Consider the following 19,665-nt stretch of genomic DNA (forward strand, 5'->3'; position numbering starts at 1 on the left):
CAAAAACCCCCAAGCTCAGATCAGAGCTTGGGGGTTTTTGTTTCTCATGAATTGCGCTACTAATGCCACACAACACTTTTAGAGGCGATTCGATTGGGTTAAAGGTTTATCGCCTGTCACCTATCCTCCTTTGCTTGTCGTGCAGACATGATTTGCTTTTGCTGTTCTTGTAGCCAGTTTTCAAAGAGTTCATTCAACAGGCGCATTTTCATAAATTCATCCAGTTGTGCTGGAATAAATTTTTCTAAACGCAAAATCACAAACCATTCAGCGATACGGGTAGGGGGCAATATCTGACCTGGTTGACTACTAGAGAGCATTTGCACCATTATCGGATGTAGTGCATTCAGTTCAATCGGGCCTACCAAGCCACCAGTTTGGGCTTCCGGACCGAGTGAGTATTCCCGCGCCAAATCAGCAAAAGAGTTTTCTTTTGCCTGAATCCTAAAGTAGAGTTCTTGGGCAATTCCCACATCCTGGGTTCGCAGTAGGGAATAAATTACTTTGTCCAGTTTTGCCTTGGACTGAAAAAAGTAAGATTCCAGTTTATTACCCCAAGTGGCTTGCTTGAATTTTTCAATTTTCAGCTTACGAGTGGTAATAACTTCTAGTTGATCGGGAGTCAGCCCTTGATGTGCCATCCAAGCCTGGATATCTTCTTCATTTTTAAACTGTTTTTCAGCGTAAAACTGTTGTTTAGCTTGGGCTACTTCCTCAGGAGTACACTCTATAACTACCTTGGCGGAGCGTGAGTTTTGCTCTATCGCCTCATCAATGATTAATTCTCGCTGCAACTGTGGCAGCATTTGGTAACTTGCCAGTAAAGAAATCAATTCACTAGCTGTAATTGTACGATTACCGATTTGGATCGCTTCAGTCATTAGCTTTCGGTCATCTCAAGAATATTTAGTCTGTTAAAGAAGCTATACCTTAGCCCATTGTCTAGGAACTTTTACCTTAATTCTACAGGGTTAGGTATATTAACCTCACTTTCGCAATAATTAAATAGTTACTTGCTAACATACTTAAAAATATACAGTTTGTATGAGTTTTTATCAAAGATTCTACGCAAATGCTAGCAGATATGAAGATAAAGATAAAAGACAGTTCTTGCTAGTACGACTTTAGAAGACAAAGTTTATAGACTGAGTTAGGGTATTTTGAGGTTTCTATTATTTATTATACGTAGAGCCACAGTGGTATTAGTGTCGCGATTCTTCTCCCAACCTCGAAAGAGGGTTTAGTACATAAGGGTAGACGCCAAGTATTTTCATGAGTCCGCGTACCCCTACGCGAAAGCGTTCGCGCACCGTTTCGCATCTAAGCGTTTAGAATTTTCTCAAGTAGAGCAGGCATAATGTACTGAGGGCGACGCTCCTATGTTACTAAAGCTTCTTTACAAGACGCTGCGCGAACGCTATCAAGCATCTAGGGGGCCTGTTTACAAGTGTTTCGGGTATAAAGGGGGACACCTTATATGCTGCCTTTTCAAATAAGGGTATTATGTATTTTATATTACATAATTTACACAACTGGCACAGTGCGACGCTAGCCAGTAGTACAGAAGTATTTAATTACCCAGAATGTAGCTTGATTGGCTTTACTCGAATTAGTAATAATAATCAATGATGTATCTTGAAATAAATCATATTGCTTGCACTATATTAGTTTAGCTAAAACTGAAAAGTTTAGCTTATCAAACAGGTAAAACTATTTACAAGCTTAAGCACAATTTGCTTTTTAATTATTTAGTTGAGCAACAAAAACGTCCAGAAATTGCTATGTCTTCTGTGTAGTTTTTCGGTGCTCGGTGCGCTTCGCACACCATTGCTTGTGCCAGTTGCGTAAATCCTGAATAAATTCAAATTAAATCTTGTATCTGTGCCTAATTTGGAAGAATTAATCTTGCTGTAAAATACAGCATTAACATAGATAATTTTGTCTGGCAAGTGGGAATTATAGGTTAAAATTAAATATTACCACTTTACCTGATGATCGATTAGAAGTGCGATCGCCTGGTGTTGTGACTCGCATCGATCCAACAAAACTTCGCACCGATCCAGAATTAGGATTAGTCTTTACAATTCAAGATTTACAAACTCTCTTTGGCGTAACGGCAAAATTTGATATCAATGAATACGCCATAGTTTTAGATGTTCCAGGACTAGATCGATTTAGTGGCAAATTGGCAGAAACGGAAACTCCAATTCAACTAGAAGGATTACCACAGGTTGCACCTCAAAAGTTTAGTATCGCTGCAGTTGAACAGAAGGTAAATGCTACCGGTAGTGCTAGCAGATCGACAAACTATAGAGGTGATTTTCTTGCTGTTAGTAGTGCTTTTGGTGGTTCGTGGTTCATCCGCACCGATCAACCAAATTTAGAAAATCCGCAAACTTGGAATATTGCCGAAGCGCAGTTTCTTCGACAAACTAATTCAACTGATTATTTTGTAGGTTCCCAGCCAACGTTTTGGCAGACTCAAGGAGCAGGAGACTATTGGGGTTTTACATCCATTCAACGACAGGGGTTTGTACCACCTAAACCCTTCGGTGGTGGTTCTTCCGATCCTCACCAACGGTTACAAGCAGATTCTATTGGACGGACAATTTCTGGTAAGGCTGAACCAGGTACATTAGCGCGATTGGTGCAAGGTTTTGGCGATCACGTGATTGCCGAAATTTTAGTTGATTCTTCTGGCATTTACCGTTTTGAAAATATTAAAAGCCAAAATCAATTTTTGGGCAACAATTATCGCATCTTGCTGTATCCCCAAGGACGACTCACCGCCCAACCATAAATTCAAGAGGCTAGTTTTTCGACAGTACTAGGACAATTACCAGCAGGTGCTTCAGGATTAATCGTTTCTGGTGGCTTACAACGGGATTTTGTGGGAAATCAAAGTTTCTTGGGCAACTTTTCTGACTTTCAAGGCGGAATTGCTGGGCGTTGGGGTTTATCGGAAAATCTGACAGTAGGTTTAGGTGGAGTGTATGACGAATCGGCTAGAGCCTTAGCAGAATTATTTTGGCGTCCGGGAAAGTTACCTTTGCAGGTAGCAGTTTCAGCATTGACGGGTAATAGGATGTGAATACAGATATTCGCTATAATCCATCTTTCAGCTTGAGTACTGCATTTATTAGCGATCGCTTGTCTAGCCGTTTTAATCTAGATTGGCGAGTTTTGCCTCAATTTATTTTATTCACTAGTACTGACACACAAGCGATCGCAGGCGCACGGGTAGAAGCTATACAACCAGATCGGGGGACTCGGCGTTTTTCTGTCACCAACGGTGCTGGAGTCTATTATTTAGAAGGCTTACCACAGGGTAAATACACTCTACAAATCAACGGTAAATCTTCTGGTAGCTTGACATTGGAAGAGTCTTCTGAGGCATTTCAAGAGCTTAATTTACAACAGTCGGCAATCCCTAAGAGACTTCCAAAAAATAAATTATCCCAAATTATATTTATATTATGGGCACACAGTTAGCTGTGCGACCCAAGCGAGAAGTATTAATACACGATGCATTTCTGGAAAAGACATTGTGGCATGTGTAGTAAGAAAGCAAATATCACTTGATGCTCAAGTTAGCTCAAGGGGGTCTAATGATCGATCGCTTTTTGAATCTAATTTTTATCGATTCCTTCGCTGTAGTAATTAACCTGACATTTGGTACATTACTTCGCACTAAAATCTGCAATTATTCATGGGATGGAGTTGTAAATGATGAACCTTCAACACCAGAAAGTAGCGCTAGTTCTTCTAAATCTCTACCATCCTTAGAAGAGGTACAAACTACTCCTCTTCGATGAAATCTGCCTGCTGTAGCGATTCTCATTTGAATAAAATATAGGCTTGCTTAGGGGCGTACATCTGTGCGCCTCTATGAAAATCTATATCGATCTGTGGTTAATTATATTGATTGTCACAAGCAATAAGGGACTTCCAAGTAAAAAAATATTCCATAGCAGAGGGACAAGGAAGACAAGAAAGAAAGAAGTCTAGTTGAGTAAACAAATTGGATAATTTATTTTTTGGAGTTCCCTAACTAAAATTTTAACGGGAATACGGTAAAATCCAGAGGTACTTTTATTGTTACCAACGCGGGTTAAGGATGGAAGTAATATGATTACGTTTTTGGCTGGGGGTGATGTTGCTCTTTCTGTGACGCTATTGTTGTGATGTCATAGATGTGGGCTAGGCAACTCTAATTTTGAATATAGTTGCAATAACTTTAGGTTTTGCGATCGCTACTTTAACCGGATTAGGAGAAAAACGTGTTACAGCAATTACAGTAGAAGTAGGAATTCAAAATCGGACACTAGCGATCGCGATCGCTTCTACACCTACACTACTGAACAGTCCTACAAAGGCCATTCCTGGGGCAATTTATGGTCTGCTAATGTTTGTGACTGGTACTGGATTTGCTTAGTGCGCTAGTCGTCGCCAAGACTTGTTGAAAGCATAAAAGTAGTTTGCCTCATGCTTTACAAGTATTTGTAAAAATTGAATTATCCAATCTTGTTACGTTGATGTTTCTAGCCTCTTCTGCTAAACTGATTGATGACAATCTCAAAAATTTTGTAGACGAAATTGAGGCGATATACTGGGCAAACTAGCCATCACCAAAGCTGGCATTTTTCATAGTAAAATTTCGGTTTTGAGTAATTGTGTAGAATTTAGAATACAGAATAGATAGCAATTCTATTTGATTTTTGAAAATTGAAAATCTTAGATTATCGACCTCTCTAAGAGGGCGGTAATTTTATTGTTTGTGGGTAATACTACCCAACATAAGCAAAGCCGCAGAAGTTCATGATGATGTTCCTTCTCAGCATTTGGGAATACTAGACTTGGAAAACTTTGTTGGCAAAGGCAAGCAGTGGATGAACAACGCGCAAGTCAGAATCTATGAGCTATCAAAAGAATTGAATTTGGAGAACAAAGAGTTACTAGCAATTTGCGACCAACTCAACATCGTGGTCAAAAGCTATAGTAGCAAAATTTCAGAATTTGATGCAGGACGAATCCGTTTGGCTGCTAAAAAATATGCATCTACAAATGGGATACAACAGGAATTAGCTATAACAAGTCATCAACCAACTTCACCAAAGACTATATCTCCAAATCGGCTTGCTCCCATTCACAAACAACAAATTTTGGAAATTAATCAACCCAAAATATTAACAAATCATCCTTCTAAAACGCCAGAACTATCCGTTACTACATCTTTCCAAGCAAGTTGCTTAAATATTAAAACAGATTCGCAAAAATGGGGCTATGTCTTCTTAGGTTCTTCGGCAATTAATAGTTTAATCAGCAATTTTGAAAGTCAAGTAGTCCTTGAATCATATCGTGAACCTTGGCAGCGACAAGAGCGTGCTAACGAGTTAATATTTGATTTACTAGGTCAAGAGCCTCGCTTAGTATATGTACGCCGCAAGGGTGCGGGGCAAAATCCTGAAGAAGAAATTTGGGATTTAACCATAGCAACAGATCGTGATGATTTTCAATTACCTGCAAGACTTGACAAGCTAGGAAAAACACTAGGATTCATAGTAGTTGTACAACAAAATGGAAGGGGCGGTTTAAAGGTACTATCTGCTAAGTTGCTAGAACTTTCACAGGGAAATGCTGATGGCTATACTGTACCTTATTATTTACGGTTGCTGCCTAATCATCAGTATCGTATTGATATTCCGTCAACGGCATTGGCACGGATGGCAGCTATGCCTATATGCGGCGACCATCTGCCTACAGAAGATCATCTGCGAATTTGGGAAGTATTTTTACAGATTGAGGAAAAAATCGCTAAAACACGCCAATTTTGTGTACCTTTTTTCAGCCACAATGGCTTCGGAAAACGGATCACTTTTGAGATTGACGTAATCTCAGCTACTCTTGACGGTTCTGATGAAAATTCCTTGGCTGTGGAAAACTTCTGGGAACGGGTAAAACGAGCAAAAAATGAAGAGGTTAAGCTATTCGAGACTACTCCCAAAGGACAAAACTGGCGCAACAGCCGCCAATTAGGAATTATTGAAGAAGTTATTCCAAACAGTTGCATTATCCGCGTAAGGCTAGAACGCGATTTAGCAGACTACATGGCAGCAGGACGTTATCAGCTACCAGCTACCGGATTTTTGTTTTTTGAGGCAGTTGGTGACATCCAACAGATTAAACGCAAAAAAGAAGCCTTGGCACAATTAAGACAAGGACGCACCCAAAATCCCTATTTGGGAAACTTTTTATTCGACGCTTCCCAAGCAAGACCTATTGAAAAAACTGTCGAATTGCAACCAAAGGATTTGTTGTTATCCTCAGCTAATCATAGCCAGAAAGCAGCAGTAGAAACAGTGCTTGCAGCTGAAGATTTAGTTTTAATTCAAGGGCCACCAGGTACTGGGAAAACTACCGTAATTGCCGAGATTTGCTATCAAGTTGCTCTACGGGGTGGACGCACTCTAATTACTTCTCAAGCCAATTTAGCAGTAGATAACGCCCTGAGTCGATTAGTTCATAACCCACTAATTCGGGCTGTGCGAAAGGGAAACGCCGAAAGAGTTGGAGAACAAGGACAGCCATTTTTAGAAAATCGAGTGATTGGCACATGGTTAGAAAATACTGCTACAGATTGCGAAAAAAATATTGCTCAACGCCTCGATAATGTAAGAGTTTTACGTCAATTGCTGGCAGCATCACAACGATTCACAGCATACCTGAAAGTAGAAGAGGTATTTAATAAAGAGCAGGATTTATTACAGACACGTAAAGCTAATTTAGAGTCAGCTTGTACGACCCAAAAAAATGAATACAATAAAGCCGCATCTCAACTGGCTGAGGTCGAATCTCTGAAAACTGCTTTAGAGGAGTTGCTGAATCAAGCACCTTCAGTAGACTGGCAAGATCCAGCACTTCTTAATTTGTGGGCTGGTCTGAATAAATACACATCTACAGACGCTTCCTTGCGAAACTTTGCTGCAAATCTTCGGTTAGCAATTAATTTGGCTTCTGAACTTGGTATAGTTCGTCCAAATCATAGCTTATTTGGTTTAGCTGGTTGGTTGCAGAAGACTGTAGTTTCTCGGATTACTGAAGTTAGCACAGCATTAGCCTACGCCAGTGATATAGCTATGGCAATGACCGAAGCGGAGTTAGCTGCACAAACTTACACACAAAATTCAAAATATCTTGCTCGCCTAAAGTCAAATCACCAACAATTGCTTGCTAACCAGCAAAGTTTGCACCAAAAAATTAGGAATCTACATAACCGTGAATCTGAGGTCAGTTTAGCAATAAATGACCTTGATATATGGCTGTCTACAGCTAATTTAAATATTGCCAATGTATTGATACAGTGCTTACAAAATCGTCAAGGGTTTACAGTTGACTTAATCTTATTACCTTCGGTATTACGAAGCATGACGATCGCAGATCAATATCTACCTTGGCAACAAAGTATTGATCGGTGTCAGTTGAAAGTCAATGAATTAATTCCAAATTATCGCCAATGGGATAGGATACGCAGTCGGGTTACTGAAATCAGAAATTTACTTGTGCAGGGACGAAATATACTAGGTAATCGCTCAATCGATGAAGCTGCCATTTGCCAGGTGAGCGTTATTAACACGCTAGACCCTGTGGAATCTCTCATAAAGCTGAAGCAACTAGCACAAAATAGCATCGATGAGATTGAGAAACCACTAGGGGTCTGGGGTCGGATTATCGAATGGATACTTGCGTTTGCTGTCAACCAGCCAAGTTTGGATTCCATAGCTCAAAAATTACGTCCATATAGCCGCCGTTATGGTGCGGCGGTAACTCTTGAGGCTATTAGGAGACAAGCCCAGATTATACGTCAAAGAGTTCAGCCTGTTAAAAGTGAATCCGCTATCTCCCAAATTACAGAGGAAGTGGTTAATGGTATAGTTACGAGTGCGCGTACATGGCTGAAGCAACTACAAACTGAAACAGAAATAGAGCAAAACCAGCTTGAGGTTCAATTAAATGAACAGATGAGGTTGGTAGCTAATGAGCAGCAAAAAATATCTGCTAATCAAGAGCAGCTAGAAAATTATCGCAGTGAAGCTGACTTCAAATTTCAAAGAGCGATCGCACTCTTACAAGAACTTTTCCCCTTCCCATACTTACCCAAAGAATTAAGACTTTTAGTGCAAGAATACCTCAATAATCCTTCAAATATTCTGACTAAAATACCACAATTTAGAGCAAAAATAGGGGACTGGGAAAATCGTACCAAGCAACTTGATACTTTAATTTCCTTGATCGATCCTTTTGCTACACTTTCCACTAGCAAAGACCTGCTCATAGTTCGCATTACTAGCTTGCAGGAAACAACGGAAACCTACAAAAGCCAATTTATAGAAACTCAAAGTCAAATACAGACAATTGTTGAGCATTTACGACAGCAATTAGAATACATATCAACTGAACGAATCTGGTGGCAGTCAATTTGGGAAACAATTCCTGGTAAATTCAAGCTTGAAGTTGATTCGACAGACTTGTTTAATTTGGACTTTTTACGCAGTATCAAGGTAAAGTTTGAATATTGGCAGCAGCAACTTCAAAATGAAGAATTTTATCTTAATCGATATCAGCACTTTGTTCAAGATTGGATAGGAAAATTAAGACAGCCAACGGAAAGCGGTCGCAACGATTTAAAGCGGATTTATCTAGATAATGCCAATGTCGTTGGTATCACTTGCGTTCAAGCTGCAAATTACAATTTTTCACAAGAATTCAAATACTTTGATGTCGTCATTATTGATGAAGTTAGTAAATGTACTCCTCCAGAGTTATTAATCCCCGCTTTGAAAGCTAAAAAGTTAGTCATGGTAGGCGATCATCGGCAATTACCACCCATGCTTGACACGAAGACTTTAGAGGAAGTTTTTCAAGAGATTGGTAGCACAAATACAGAACTACAATTATTGCAAGAATCACTCTTTAAAATTCAGTTTAAAACTGTTAATTATAGCATCAAAGAAATGTTAAATATTCAATATCGAATGCACCCCATAATTATGGGAGCAATCAATCAGTTTTATGATGGTAAACTAGAATGTGGTATTTTAGAGCCGGATACAAAACGCGCACATAATTTAGCAGGCGAAATCATCAAAGAATCTCACCATCTTATTTGGATAAAAACGCCTGGAAGTAATAAGTTTCAAGAAGAAACGATAGGAACTTCATTTTTTAATATTCCAGAAATTAATGCAATTGAATATCTATGTAAGCAATTTGAGAGTACTTGGGCTTCTAGAGTTGCTAATGGTGAACCAAAAAAAGAAATCGCCGTGATTACTTTTTATGGCGCTCAACTCAGAAAAATTGATGAACGCCTGCAATCTAAAGATTTCCCATCGTTGCAAATCACCACTGGTACAGTAGACCGATTTCAAGGTATGGAACGACCTGTTGTAATTGTGAGTATGGTTCGCAATAATAGTAGAGGAGATGTGGGATTTGCTAAGAAACCAGAACGAGTTAATGTTGCATTTTCCCGCGCTCAAGAACTATTAGTCATTGTGGGTTGTCATTCGCTATTTACTCAGCAGCGTGGACAAGTCGGAGGTATGTACTCCAATGTTTCAAATATCGTGCGTCTACATGGAGGTTTCATTGATGTTTCTCGCCTCTTCTGCTAAACCTATTGATGAAACTCTCAAAAAATTGGTAGACGAAATAGAAGCGCAAAGTCCTAGTTTATCAGTTTTAGCAGCGCGTCAATTCCGTTATAGTTTACGTCAAACTCCGGTAGAAGTAAATATCAAGGAACCCCGCCAGTTTAACGTACTTGAAGAATTTATTATCCGCGCCGCTATTGAATTTCAACCTCCGCCAACAGAGGATGAATTAGCATCTGTACTTGGGCTTGATTCTGTTTTTATTAAAACTACTACTACAACTCTTCGTTCCTTACAAACTCTATCACCTACATCGCCACTAACAGTTACTGCTGAAGGTCACTCATTTTATGAAAAAGGGTCTGTACCACAGCCACCATATCCTATACAAATTTATGCTATTACAGACCCTTTAAGCAATAAGATAACCTTTCAATCTGAATCCTTAAATGAGACAACGATAACTTTACCTGACTTGGCAGACTTTATCACTATTGATCATACAATTGCTGATATTGCTTCCTTCCCCCTTGAGGAAATCCAAAAAAGTGTTCAAGCTTCAGGTTTAGCACTTCATGTACCAGAAGAGGGAAAAATAGTAACTTCCTATAGGGTACTAGCTTCGACTCAAAAATTTTGGAGAAAGATATCGCTTTTCGTTATCTTTGATGCTCTTGAAGATAAATTGAACATTCAAATAAGAAATGGAAAGCAAATTTTAGAGTCAGCATCAAATTGCTTAGAACTACTACATACTGAAGGTAAAATATCTTTGCAAGCATTATGTAAATTGTCAACCGAAACCATCAATTTTGAACGTCAAGCCATTCTCAAGCAGAAAAATACTGAAATAGAAGCTCGGCTTGAAAATATTCGCAAAAAGGCGCTAGAAGCTGCCACAAAAACTACTAGTGATGGAGATAACTATAAAGCGTTAGGTGAAGCCGTGCAGTTACGCGATGGACAAATTAGCTTGGTTTTTTCAGAAGTTTTAAATTCGGCTAAAAGTCAGATTCTAATCTATTCTCCTTGGGTAAATCAGGCAGTTGTCAATGAAAAATTTCTAATCTTGTTACAGAAATTAGCTAATCGCGGAGTTCGGATTTTAATTGGACATGGAATTGCGCGGCGACAAGAAGATGAAGATAAACCAATTCCACCAGAAGTAGAGAAAAAACTTCGAGCAATCAAAACACCTGATGGTTTACCATCTGTACAGGTTTTTTGGTTAGGAGATTCCCATGTTAAAGAAGTAATAGTTGATAAAGAAATTCATCTTTGCGGATCTCATAACTGGTTATCCTATCGCGGCGATTACTTACCACGAGGTGAGTCAGTTTATAAAGTTACAATTCCACATCAAGTTCAGGAAGCTTATGAATTTCTCGCTAATCGCTTCCAAAATCACGCTCAACAATTATGGCAAAATGCTCTCGAAAACCGTGATTCTCAACTGGCTGTAGAGTCTTTATGTATGTGGGGTGCGCTAGGTATGGAAAATATTGCACTCAAAGAGATACAGAAAAACAATTGGCTTGAACTTCTGCCTGTATGGTTGAATGTAGCAATACAGGGATTAAAATCAAAAAACTTATCAGGTGATTCAGCAAGTTTTAAAACTGCACTTTCGTTGCTGAGTCAAGTTTCTATCGAAGAGGCTTTTATTGATTTATTGCAACAGGAATGGCGTAAAGTTATCGGCGCGATCGCAATTAACAATCCCGAAACTGCTTTAAACTTACTTAGTGATGAAGTATGGGCGCAGTTTATACGTCTCAAGATTGTTCAAGAGAGTGATTCACCCAATGATTTTATTTTGTCCTGTATTTAACCTACACTAGGATATTTTTCATGCTCCAATAGTAATAATTTATCAATAATTTATCAAAGACAGCCCAGAAATATACCGAGCTTGCATTTCGCGGGGATGTCAATTAAATGATTCTTAACCTTTGATTGACTTAAAGATAGATCCAGAGATTCGTCTTGTTCGATACAATTTATAGGTAGAGAGAGCCGAGGAGAACAAGGTGGTCTTATTAAAAGGCTTTGAGATTGAGATGTACACGGGCACGCCTCAAGGTGAAATCGTCGGTCTCTCCGACAAAATTGTTGCGGCTTTGGATGGATTTATGCGCGAACCAGATAGCCGCAACGTCGAGTACATAACTCAACCATCCCATAATTACGAAAATTTATTGTGTGCCTTGCTGCGTCCTCGGCGGGAGTTGCGAAACTACCTGAATCGTTTGGGCGATTACACCTTAATACCAGGGAGTACTTTATCTTTGGGTGGGGGCGATCGCTTTCTCCGTTCCGATCCAGCAAACCCCTATCATGATTACATTGAGAACACCTACGGCACGAAAGTAGTCACCGCTAGCGTACACATCAATGTCGGCATCAGCGACCCAGAAGTATTGATGCGGGCGTGTCGGGTAATCCGTATGGAAGCGCCCTTATTTCTCGCCCTCAGCGCCTCATCTCCGTTCTTGGATGGCAAAGCTACTGGCTATCACTCCACCCGTTGGGGCGTTTTCCCACAAACGCCCAGCCATGTGCCCTTATTTGCCAGCCACGCCGATCATATCCAGTGGGTGGAAGATCAACTCGTTGCCGGAACCATGCAGAATGTAAGGCATTTGTGGGCATCGGTGCGACCAAATGGCGATCGCCGTCCTTATGACTTGAATCGCCTAGAACTGCGAATTTGCGATTTAGTCACAGATCCCATTGCCTTATTGGCTATTACTGCCTTATTAGAAGCGCGTTTGTTGCAAATAATCGAAAACCCCAGCATCGATCCGTTAACCCAAAGCACTTTCTCTGCTGAAGAACTCGTCACCCTCACTGCTGACAACGAAGCTGCTGCTGCTGCTGGTAGTCTTGATGCTCAGTTGAGGCATTGGCAAGATGGCAGAAGTATTGTAGCCAGAGATTGGATTGCCGAAATTTACCAAGATGTTTGGGCGATCGCCAAGCAACAAGGTTTTAGCTGTTTCCTTTCGCCTTTGCACAAAATACTCCGCGAAGGCAATGAAGCTCAACAGTGGTTGCAATTACACGCAGTCGGTTTTGACAGCCAACGCGTCATCACTCAGGCTATTATTGCCACCCAAGAGCGCGAAATCGAACTCGAAGACAAATTATGTTCGTCTCTGCTGGGTTAACTCAAAAGACATTGGGGATTGAGCATTGAGAAAACACTTTGTTTTATCCCCTTATCTCTCCACTTTCGTCTTCATACAAATGGTAGATTTTTTTGCAGGCACTACCAGCCCTAAAAAATACAAGTACTTACTTTGTCTACACAACACTTAATATTTCCCGATTGTAGCCAAATATCCTCTCAGGCATTGATCTGGGATAGTTTATACTTCCTTTTAAAAATCTAATCGATAGAGGATGCTTGATTATTATTAACAAAACCTATGAATAGCCTCTACCTTTTGGTAGATTTAACATTGACCATAATTTTTTTTATACAATACTTAAATTATACGGATAATGCCTCAGGTAGTTTTAGTGAACCCGCAGATACCTCCTAATACAGGTAATATTGCCCGTACTTGTGCAGCTACAGGTACAGAGTTGCATTTGGTGGGGCCTTTGGGGTTTGAAATTAGCGATCGCTACCTCAAAAGAGCCGGCTTAGATTACTGGCCTTATGTCAAACTACACTATCACGAATCACTAGAAGCCTTTAAAACCGTACATCAGAGGCGTGGCGGCAGATGGTTGGGTTATACGGTTAATGGAAATTGTAATTATGTAAGCTTTCAGTTTCAACCTGATGATTGGCTACTGTTTGGTAGTGAAACCACAGGCTTACCACCAGCAATTCTGTCAGATTGCGATGCTACCGTCTATATTCCCATGAGCCAACCAGGGGTTCGCAGCTTGAACCTGTCAGTGAGTGTAGCAATAGGCTTATTTGAAACCCGTCGTCAGTTAGGCTATTTAGAATAGTTGTTTACATGACTGCTTATAAGTGTATTTACTTATAAGCTTTCCAGAAACCTATTAGACGATTTATTTTTGACTGCAAAAATTTTCTTGATGACAGCAAGAATATGTAAAACAAGATACCAAAAATTGGGTTTATTCGCGAAATGTAGTGGAAGATACTTACAAGTATAGTAAGGTTATTATAAGAAATTTGTATATGAAACTTGGGATATTGCCGAATTTGAATGATAGATTTTGATGAATTTAAAACATCCTAAACTAGGAACGAAATTGCTAAAATCCAGTCATGTATTACATTTGAGCTATTTTTGCTCGATCGAGGACAGAAATCAGCCCAAAAGTAGCCGATAGTTAATACGGTTGTTTTTTAGGGAATAATCAACGTAAAGTCTCGTGTTGATGAAGACGGATGGGGTAGAAATATCTTGAAGATATCTACAGCAGGGGGCATAACTTTTCCAGAAGTCGCCGCAATTTAATTTTCAGCAGCGACTTGGACTTGGCAAATAATTTGTCCAGTCCCCGCGATTGACGCAAGACAAGCGCGGATAATGGTAAAGAGTAAAATCGTCCTAAGTGGTGTTAGGAGTGGTTCGGACAAGTAAACACAGCAAAATTTAAGTTTTGCAAACAGATGTGAACTTGTCTAAATCAGAGAAGCAGGTTAATCTTGCGTAAGCATCTCTGGTGAATGTGATCTCGATCTATCATTTGTTGCGATCTAAATCATTGACTAGTATCCAACTGAAAAATCGAGGTTAGTTAAGCGCTAGTGATCGTAAGGAGGTCGTCTTTGAAACGAGCATTGAAAAAGAGAGTAAAAGCTGTGTTGAACAATACCCCTAGCAGCGATGATGCCCCGGTAGAACTGCTAAATGTGATGAATCCAAAAGTGAACAGCCGGGTGCGGACAAAAGCGGCGATGATTGGCTTGGCAATCTCTATGGGAGCAACCAGCCTTTTGGTGACTCGACAAAGCGATCAAGCCCAAGCAGCGGTGCCCGTAGGTAGCCAAAAGGCAACTTCAGCGATTCCTGCTGTTCCTGACACCGACGTGAAATTCGCCTCCACTAAGCTGGAGTCCCAAGCAATCTCATCAGCGAGCGTGCCGGAAAATCCTGTAATCGTGGAACCAACGGCAGTATCACAAGTGCCTGGGCTTGAAGCTAAATGGCAAGTCGCGGCAAGTGGAATATCTTTGCAAGTTCCTGCACCAAACAAGTTTTCTCAAACAACAGCAGGTTATAAAAATTCCACTAACCTGAAGCCCAAAATGGCACAGGGATTGAACAATACCTTAGCCGAAACTAGTTTTCCAACAGTCAATAAGCTGTCTGACTATAGTGCTGATGGTGTTGATAGTACAAATACATCACTAACTGCCCAGCCACAAACAGTGGCAACGTCAACCGCAGTTAACAGTGAAATAAATGCACAACTTAAGGCGCAACAAGAGTTCGCACTAAATCGCTTACAAGAAAAATCGAACCGTTTAAGAAAGAGTCTGGCGCAGTTGCAGTCTGGAGAGACCAAAAATTTATCAAAAGCTGATATAGAATTGGCGCAGCCGACAACTGTGGTTGAGAAGACTGCATTAGCAGTCCAGTCAGACACTTCTAGCGATCCAAGCCAAGCGAACCTGGTATCGAAGTTAAAACAGAAGACAAGTGCATCTGTACCATCGGCGCCAATAGTGATTGCCTCCTCGACGCATACAGCTTATGAAGTTAAACCTGGAGATACACTAGCAGCGATCGCTAGCAGATACAACACTTCAGTATCAGAACTAGTTAAAGCAAATAACCTCAATAATCCCAATGAACTGCGAATTAGTCAAAAACTAGTTATTCCTGCGGTTCAAACTCCTGCGGTTCAAATTCCTGCGGTTCAAATTCCTGCGGTTAAAGTTGAGGCAACTGTAGCGAGTCAGCCCACTTTTGTAGAGTCTAGCAAAACTCCTAATGTTGCTACCTCCCCTTTGAATATTGGTAGTGCTAACTCATATCTACCTAGTTCACCATCACCAACTATTGCCGACAACAGTAGCGTTGCCGTCCCTGCACCGGTAACTGTACAGATTCAGGCAAATAGTGCAACCGACTTAGAAACTGCCCCCCCTACAGCTAAGTCTTATGGCGTCGGTGGTGACATTCCAGTGCCACAAGCTTTTGCCGAGATGCAACAGCCGAAGACACCAGCAAATAGGGTAGCAAGGGTAAACAATAACAATAATGACCGTTTGCGGGGCTTACAAGCGGAAATCCAGAGGTTACAGCAGAAATATCGCGCTCAACAGTCTGGTAATTTAGTTGTGCCAGCAGCAGCGATCGAAGCAAATAATGCTGCTATACTCACTCCTATTTCTACGCCCAATAATTTAAGTGTACCTAACCCTGCATCTAGACCGAATAGTGTAGCAATACCAATTCCAGTTCCGACACCGATTCGGGCTAACTATAGCGTTCAGCCTAAGTCCCAATTCCGTACTACTGTACGCCCTACCGAAGTAGTAAACCCAGAATTCTTGCCTAATCTGGGTTCTGCTAGCCAGTGGACTCCCTCTCGGACTCAATCTGCCACAAGGGTGGCAACGCCTCCTGGAAAAGTAAATGCCTCTGACTCCTTAGGAAAGATGCGAGGAACCACAGTTTCTCCACAGGTATTACCACCTTTGGCAGCAGTGGATCAATATCTTCCCAGACCCATTGACGAACTTACACCTCCTCCATCTTCCTCAACCTTAGCTTACACCTGGCCAGCAAAGGGAACCCTAACTTCTGGCTATGGCTGGCGCTGGGGTAGAATGCACAAAGGAATTGACGTTGCTAACTCTACTGGCACGCCAGTTGTAGCTTCAGCTGAGGGGACGATAGAAAAAGCTGGCTGGAACAATGGTGGCTATGGCAACCTCGTCGAAATCCGCCATCCTGATGGCAGCACGACTCGCTATGCTCATAACAGCAAGATTCTGGTGCAACCTGGTCAAGCAGTACATCAAGGAGAAACAATTGCTTTAATGGGTAGCACTGGTCACAGTACTGGGCCACACACCCACTTTGAAATCCATCCATCAGGCAAGGGTGCTGTTAACCCAATAGCTATGTTACCGCAACGCCTATAATTCTTGGCTGTCTGTAACTAAATCATTGCTTTGTTAGTTGAGGGAGTCTACCTCCCTCTTCTACTTTTATTACCTCAATAAGGATGAAAGTTCTAACAAAATTGCCAAATAGACTAGTCTTGAGCAAATTTCTATGCTATATTAGTTAATGATTTTGAAAAACATGGCTCAGTAGCTCAGTTGGTTAGAGCACGGGACTCATAAGCCTGGGGTCGTTGGTTCAACTCCGACCTGAGCCATTTTGAAAGAGCAATAACAAAATAGGGGTTTCAACTCCTAGTGTACATTCACAAATTAATGTCGCTATTTCACTAATTGGTGTTGTAGTTCATTCGAGATAACCGCTCACAAACTAATGTCGCAATATTAGAGACTTATCGACTGTGTACAGTGACTTGTTAAGACAAGTTCTCTTAATCAATAATGCTTTTGATATTCTGCCATTTCTGCAAAGGATATAAAGCATTGCTGGCATTGTCCGCTTATCCATAAAGCCAGAATAGGAAAGGGTTTTTCACAGACAGGGCATTTTGATAACAAGCCTAACTGATGGCGATCGCATCCACATAACTTAATATAGGTGTCTTGACTTAAGTTGCATAAACTTGCATAATAATAAAGCTAATACAATTTATAAAACTAATTAGTAGGCTTTTTAAGCTTATCTACTAGTTGTTTTGGGGTTATAGCGCAGTTGGTAGCGCACCTCAATGGCATTGAGGGGGTCAGCGGTTCGAATCCGCTTAGCTCCACTATTAAAACACAGCTGTTCAAAACCTGTTTTTGTGATTTGAAGGAGAAGTTGGACAACTTCTGCAACTTTATCTTCCAAATCAAGCAAGATCATGCTTGAAATCACAACTAGTTTCAGTTTCTTAAATACGCCCCCACATTAAGATGCGCTTGTAGGGAAAAAAGAACGGAGGCTCATCCTCTAATAACTCGAATAGCTTCTGCTGATAGCGTTCGACAAATCTCTCATAGGTTTGGGCATCCAGTAGGGACTCATAAGCCGTTAGCAATGTCCCGCGATACCACTCCACTACGGCTTCTCGTGAGGGCAACACATGCCCATAAATTTGAAGCTTGACTTCCTGCTGGACAAACCCCAATTTATAAAGCATTCGGGCGTATGTTTCTGGAGGAAGTACCTCTAAACGCCGCACATATCCTCTTAATTCTTGACTGAATTCCTGTGCAGTCTCAACTGCTATCTGATGCACTGGCTCACTATCCATCGTTGGTATTTGTACGGCAAGCTGTCCACCAGGTCGCAGTTTTGCCCGCAATTTCTCAAATAAAACCTCATGTCCCGTCAACCACTGCAATGCTGCATTAGAAAAAATCACATCAAACTCCCCATCTATTGGGTTTTTCTCAATCAGTCCTTGCTCAAACCGTAGTCCATTGCCTTCAAACTGACGCGCCTTTTCCAGCATTTTCTCAGAAGCATCTATCCCTAAAGTCTCCTGTGCTGCTAACGTTTCATGCAGATATTTAGTTAACTTTCCGGTTCCACACCCTAAATCAAGAACTCGTAAGTTTTCTTGCCGATGTACCATGTCTACCAAGTCGTAAAATGGACGACTTCTTTCAGCTTGAAATCGTTCGTATAGTTCTGGATTCCATTTATCTGACATATTTTTATAATTCGTAATTCGTAATTTATAAAGCCGTATTTTCTGATGTAAACGACAAAAAACGATATCGTCAGAAATTGCGGGTTGAAATTTGCTTAAGATACGTCATAAGGTGTCGCAGCTACGCCCGTCGTAGACATCCCACTCAATTTACCATGCCCTATGACCAACTATTTTCGCTCTAATGTTGATGCAATGGCTAGCTATGTTCCTGGCGAGCAGCCTCAACGTGGTACACAGATTATTAAACTTAACAGCAATGAGAATCCCTATCCTCCTTCGCCTGCGGCATTAGCTGTGCTACGGAATATTGATGGTGAGTGGTTGCGGCGGTATCCAGAACCTTTTGGGGGGGAATTTCGGCAAGCTGCAAGTAAAGTTTTAGGAGTTCCTATTGATTGGATAATTGTCGGAAATGGCAGTGACGAATTGTTAAGTGTGGTGATTCGAGCCTGTGCTGAACCTGGGAAAAAGGTAGTTTATCCGATGCCTACTTACGTGCTATACCGGACATTGACAGAAATGCAAGCGGCGGAAATTATTGAGATTCCCTACAGCAAAGACTACAGTTTACCATTGGAAGAATTAGTTGCTGCCAATGGGGCTGTGACCTTTATTGCGTCGCCCAATAGTCCATCGGGACATGTGGTAGCAACAAATGATTTACGAAAACTAGCCAGCCAGTTATCTGGAGTTTTAGTAATTGATGAAGCATACATAGATTTTACCGAAGAGAATGCATTGGCTTTGGTTAAAGAGTACGAAAACGTCATTGTGCTTCGGACGCTATCTAAGGGGTACTCGTTGGCAGGATTGCGATTGGGCTTTGGGGTGGCGAATCCTAAACTTTTGCAGGGATTGTTTAAGGTTAAAGATAGCTATAACATTGATGCGATCGCTTGTGCAATTGGCACGGCTGCCATCACTGACCAAGCTTATAAAAATGCTTGTGTAGCCAAGATTAAAGCATCACGGACTAAGTTAGCAATAGACTTGAAACAATTAGGTTTTCACATCTGGGATTCTCAAGCTAACTTTTTGCTGGCGCAGCCAAGAGAAGGAAATGCAGAATATCTCTATCAAAAATTGAAGGAACGGGGAATTTTAATCCGCTACTTCAAGCAGCCTGGACTAGATGATAAATTACGCATCACTGTTGGGACAGATGAGCAAAATCAAGCTTTAGTAGAGGCACTAAGTAGGTGGGCGTAAATATTTGTCGTTAGGATAAGGCAGAGTCAGAAGTCAGAATTCATTCTGATTGTAAAAAGCAAATAGCGCA

General features: G+C 40.9%; 13 protein-coding genes and 2 tRNA genes. 13 read left to right on the forward strand and 2 right to left on the reverse strand.

Annotated features, from left to right (window positions below):
• Positions 1-116 precede the first annotated feature (116 nt).
• Positions 117-881 carry a peptidylprolyl isomerase gene (locus RMZ95_RS27320; protein ID WP_322674331.1) on the reverse strand — a complete coding sequence of 255 codons (765 nt, stop codon included), beginning with the start codon at positions 879-881 and terminating at the stop codon, positions 117-119.
• Between the two features lie 1,124 nt (positions 882-2,005).
• Between RMZ95_RS27320 and RMZ95_RS27325 the strand changes: the two genes are divergently transcribed.
• From RMZ95_RS27325 to RMZ95_RS27380, 12 genes are all read left to right on the forward strand, one after another.
• Positions 2,006-2,800: a hypothetical protein gene (locus RMZ95_RS27325; protein WP_322686099.1), complete on the forward strand. Its 795-nt coding sequence runs from the start codon at positions 2,006-2,008 to the stop codon at positions 2,798-2,800.
• A 90-nt stretch (positions 2,801-2,890) separates the two neighbouring features.
• Positions 2,891-3,091 carry a hypothetical protein gene (locus RMZ95_RS27330; protein WP_322674333.1) on the forward strand — a complete coding sequence of 67 codons (201 nt, stop codon included), beginning with the start codon at positions 2,891-2,893 and terminating at the stop codon, positions 3,089-3,091.
• Positions 3,088-3,492 (forward strand): carboxypeptidase-like regulatory domain-containing protein, encoded by a 405-nt coding sequence (locus RMZ95_RS27335; protein WP_322686100.1) that lies wholly within the window; start codon positions 3,088-3,090, stop codon positions 3,490-3,492. The genes RMZ95_RS27330 and RMZ95_RS27335 overlap by 4 nt, the downstream gene beginning before the upstream one ends.
• Before the next feature lie 116 nt (positions 3,493-3,608).
• A complete protein-coding gene (locus RMZ95_RS27340) occupies positions 3,609-3,815 on the forward strand; it encodes a hypothetical protein (protein ID WP_322674335.1) in 207 nt (68 codons plus the stop codon).
• A gap of 401 nt (positions 3,816-4,216) precedes the next feature.
• Positions 4,217-4,435, forward strand: a complete 219-nt coding sequence (locus tag RMZ95_RS27345; protein ID WP_322686101.1) for a hypothetical protein — start codon at positions 4,217-4,219, stop codon at positions 4,433-4,435.
• A 454-nt stretch (positions 4,436-4,889) separates the two neighbouring features.
• The gene (locus tag RMZ95_RS27350; protein WP_322686225.1) at positions 4,890-9,674 is read left to right on the forward strand and encodes a translation initiation factor IF-2 N-terminal domain-containing protein; all 4,785 of its coding nucleotides are present in this window, start codon (positions 4,890-4,892) and stop codon (positions 9,672-9,674) included.
• On the forward strand, positions 9,652-11,484 hold the full coding sequence (locus RMZ95_RS27355) for a hypothetical protein (RefSeq protein ID WP_322686102.1): 1,833 nt from the start codon (positions 9,652-9,654) through the stop codon (positions 11,482-11,484). The genes RMZ95_RS27350 and RMZ95_RS27355 overlap by 23 nt, the downstream gene beginning before the upstream one ends.
• Positions 11,485-11,683: 199 nt before the next feature.
• A complete protein-coding gene (gene gshA / locus RMZ95_RS27360; RefSeq protein WP_322674338.1) occupies positions 11,684-12,823 on the forward strand; it encodes a glutamate--cysteine ligase in 1,140 nt (379 codons plus the stop codon).
• A 337-nt stretch (positions 12,824-13,160) separates the two neighbouring features.
• Complete coding sequence (locus RMZ95_RS27365; RefSeq protein ID WP_322674339.1) at positions 13,161-13,622, forward strand: tRNA (cytidine(34)-2'-O)-methyltransferase; 462 nt, start codon at positions 13,161-13,163, stop codon at positions 13,620-13,622.
• 793 nt (positions 13,623-14,415) lie between these two features.
• Positions 14,416-16,743: a peptidoglycan DD-metalloendopeptidase family protein gene (locus tag RMZ95_RS27370; RefSeq protein ID WP_322686103.1), complete on the forward strand. Its 2,328-nt coding sequence runs from the start codon at positions 14,416-14,418 to the stop codon at positions 16,741-16,743.
• A gap of 165 nt (positions 16,744-16,908) precedes the next feature.
• Positions 16,909-16,982, forward strand: a tRNA-Met gene (locus RMZ95_RS27375).
• 440 nt (positions 16,983-17,422) lie between these two features.
• Positions 17,423-17,495 (forward strand) — tRNA-Ala (locus RMZ95_RS27380).
• A 123-nt stretch (positions 17,496-17,618) separates the two neighbouring features.
• Here the strand turns inward: RMZ95_RS27380 and RMZ95_RS27385 are convergent.
• A complete protein-coding gene (locus RMZ95_RS27385) occupies positions 17,619-18,383 on the reverse strand; it encodes a methyltransferase domain-containing protein (RefSeq protein WP_322686104.1) in 765 nt (254 codons plus the stop codon).
• Positions 18,384-18,545: 162 nt separating this feature from the next.
• Between RMZ95_RS27385 and hisC the strand changes: the two genes are divergently transcribed.
• A complete protein-coding gene (hisC, locus tag RMZ95_RS27390) occupies positions 18,546-19,595 on the forward strand; it encodes a histidinol-phosphate transaminase (RefSeq protein ID WP_322686105.1) in 1,050 nt (349 codons plus the stop codon).
• Positions 19,596-19,665 lie beyond the last annotated feature (70 nt).

It is taken from the genome of Nostoc sp. DedQUE07 (assembly GCF_034530975.2).
In the GTDB taxonomy this organism is placed as follows: Bacteria; Cyanobacteriota; Cyanobacteriia; order Cyanobacteriales; family Nostocaceae; genus Nostoc.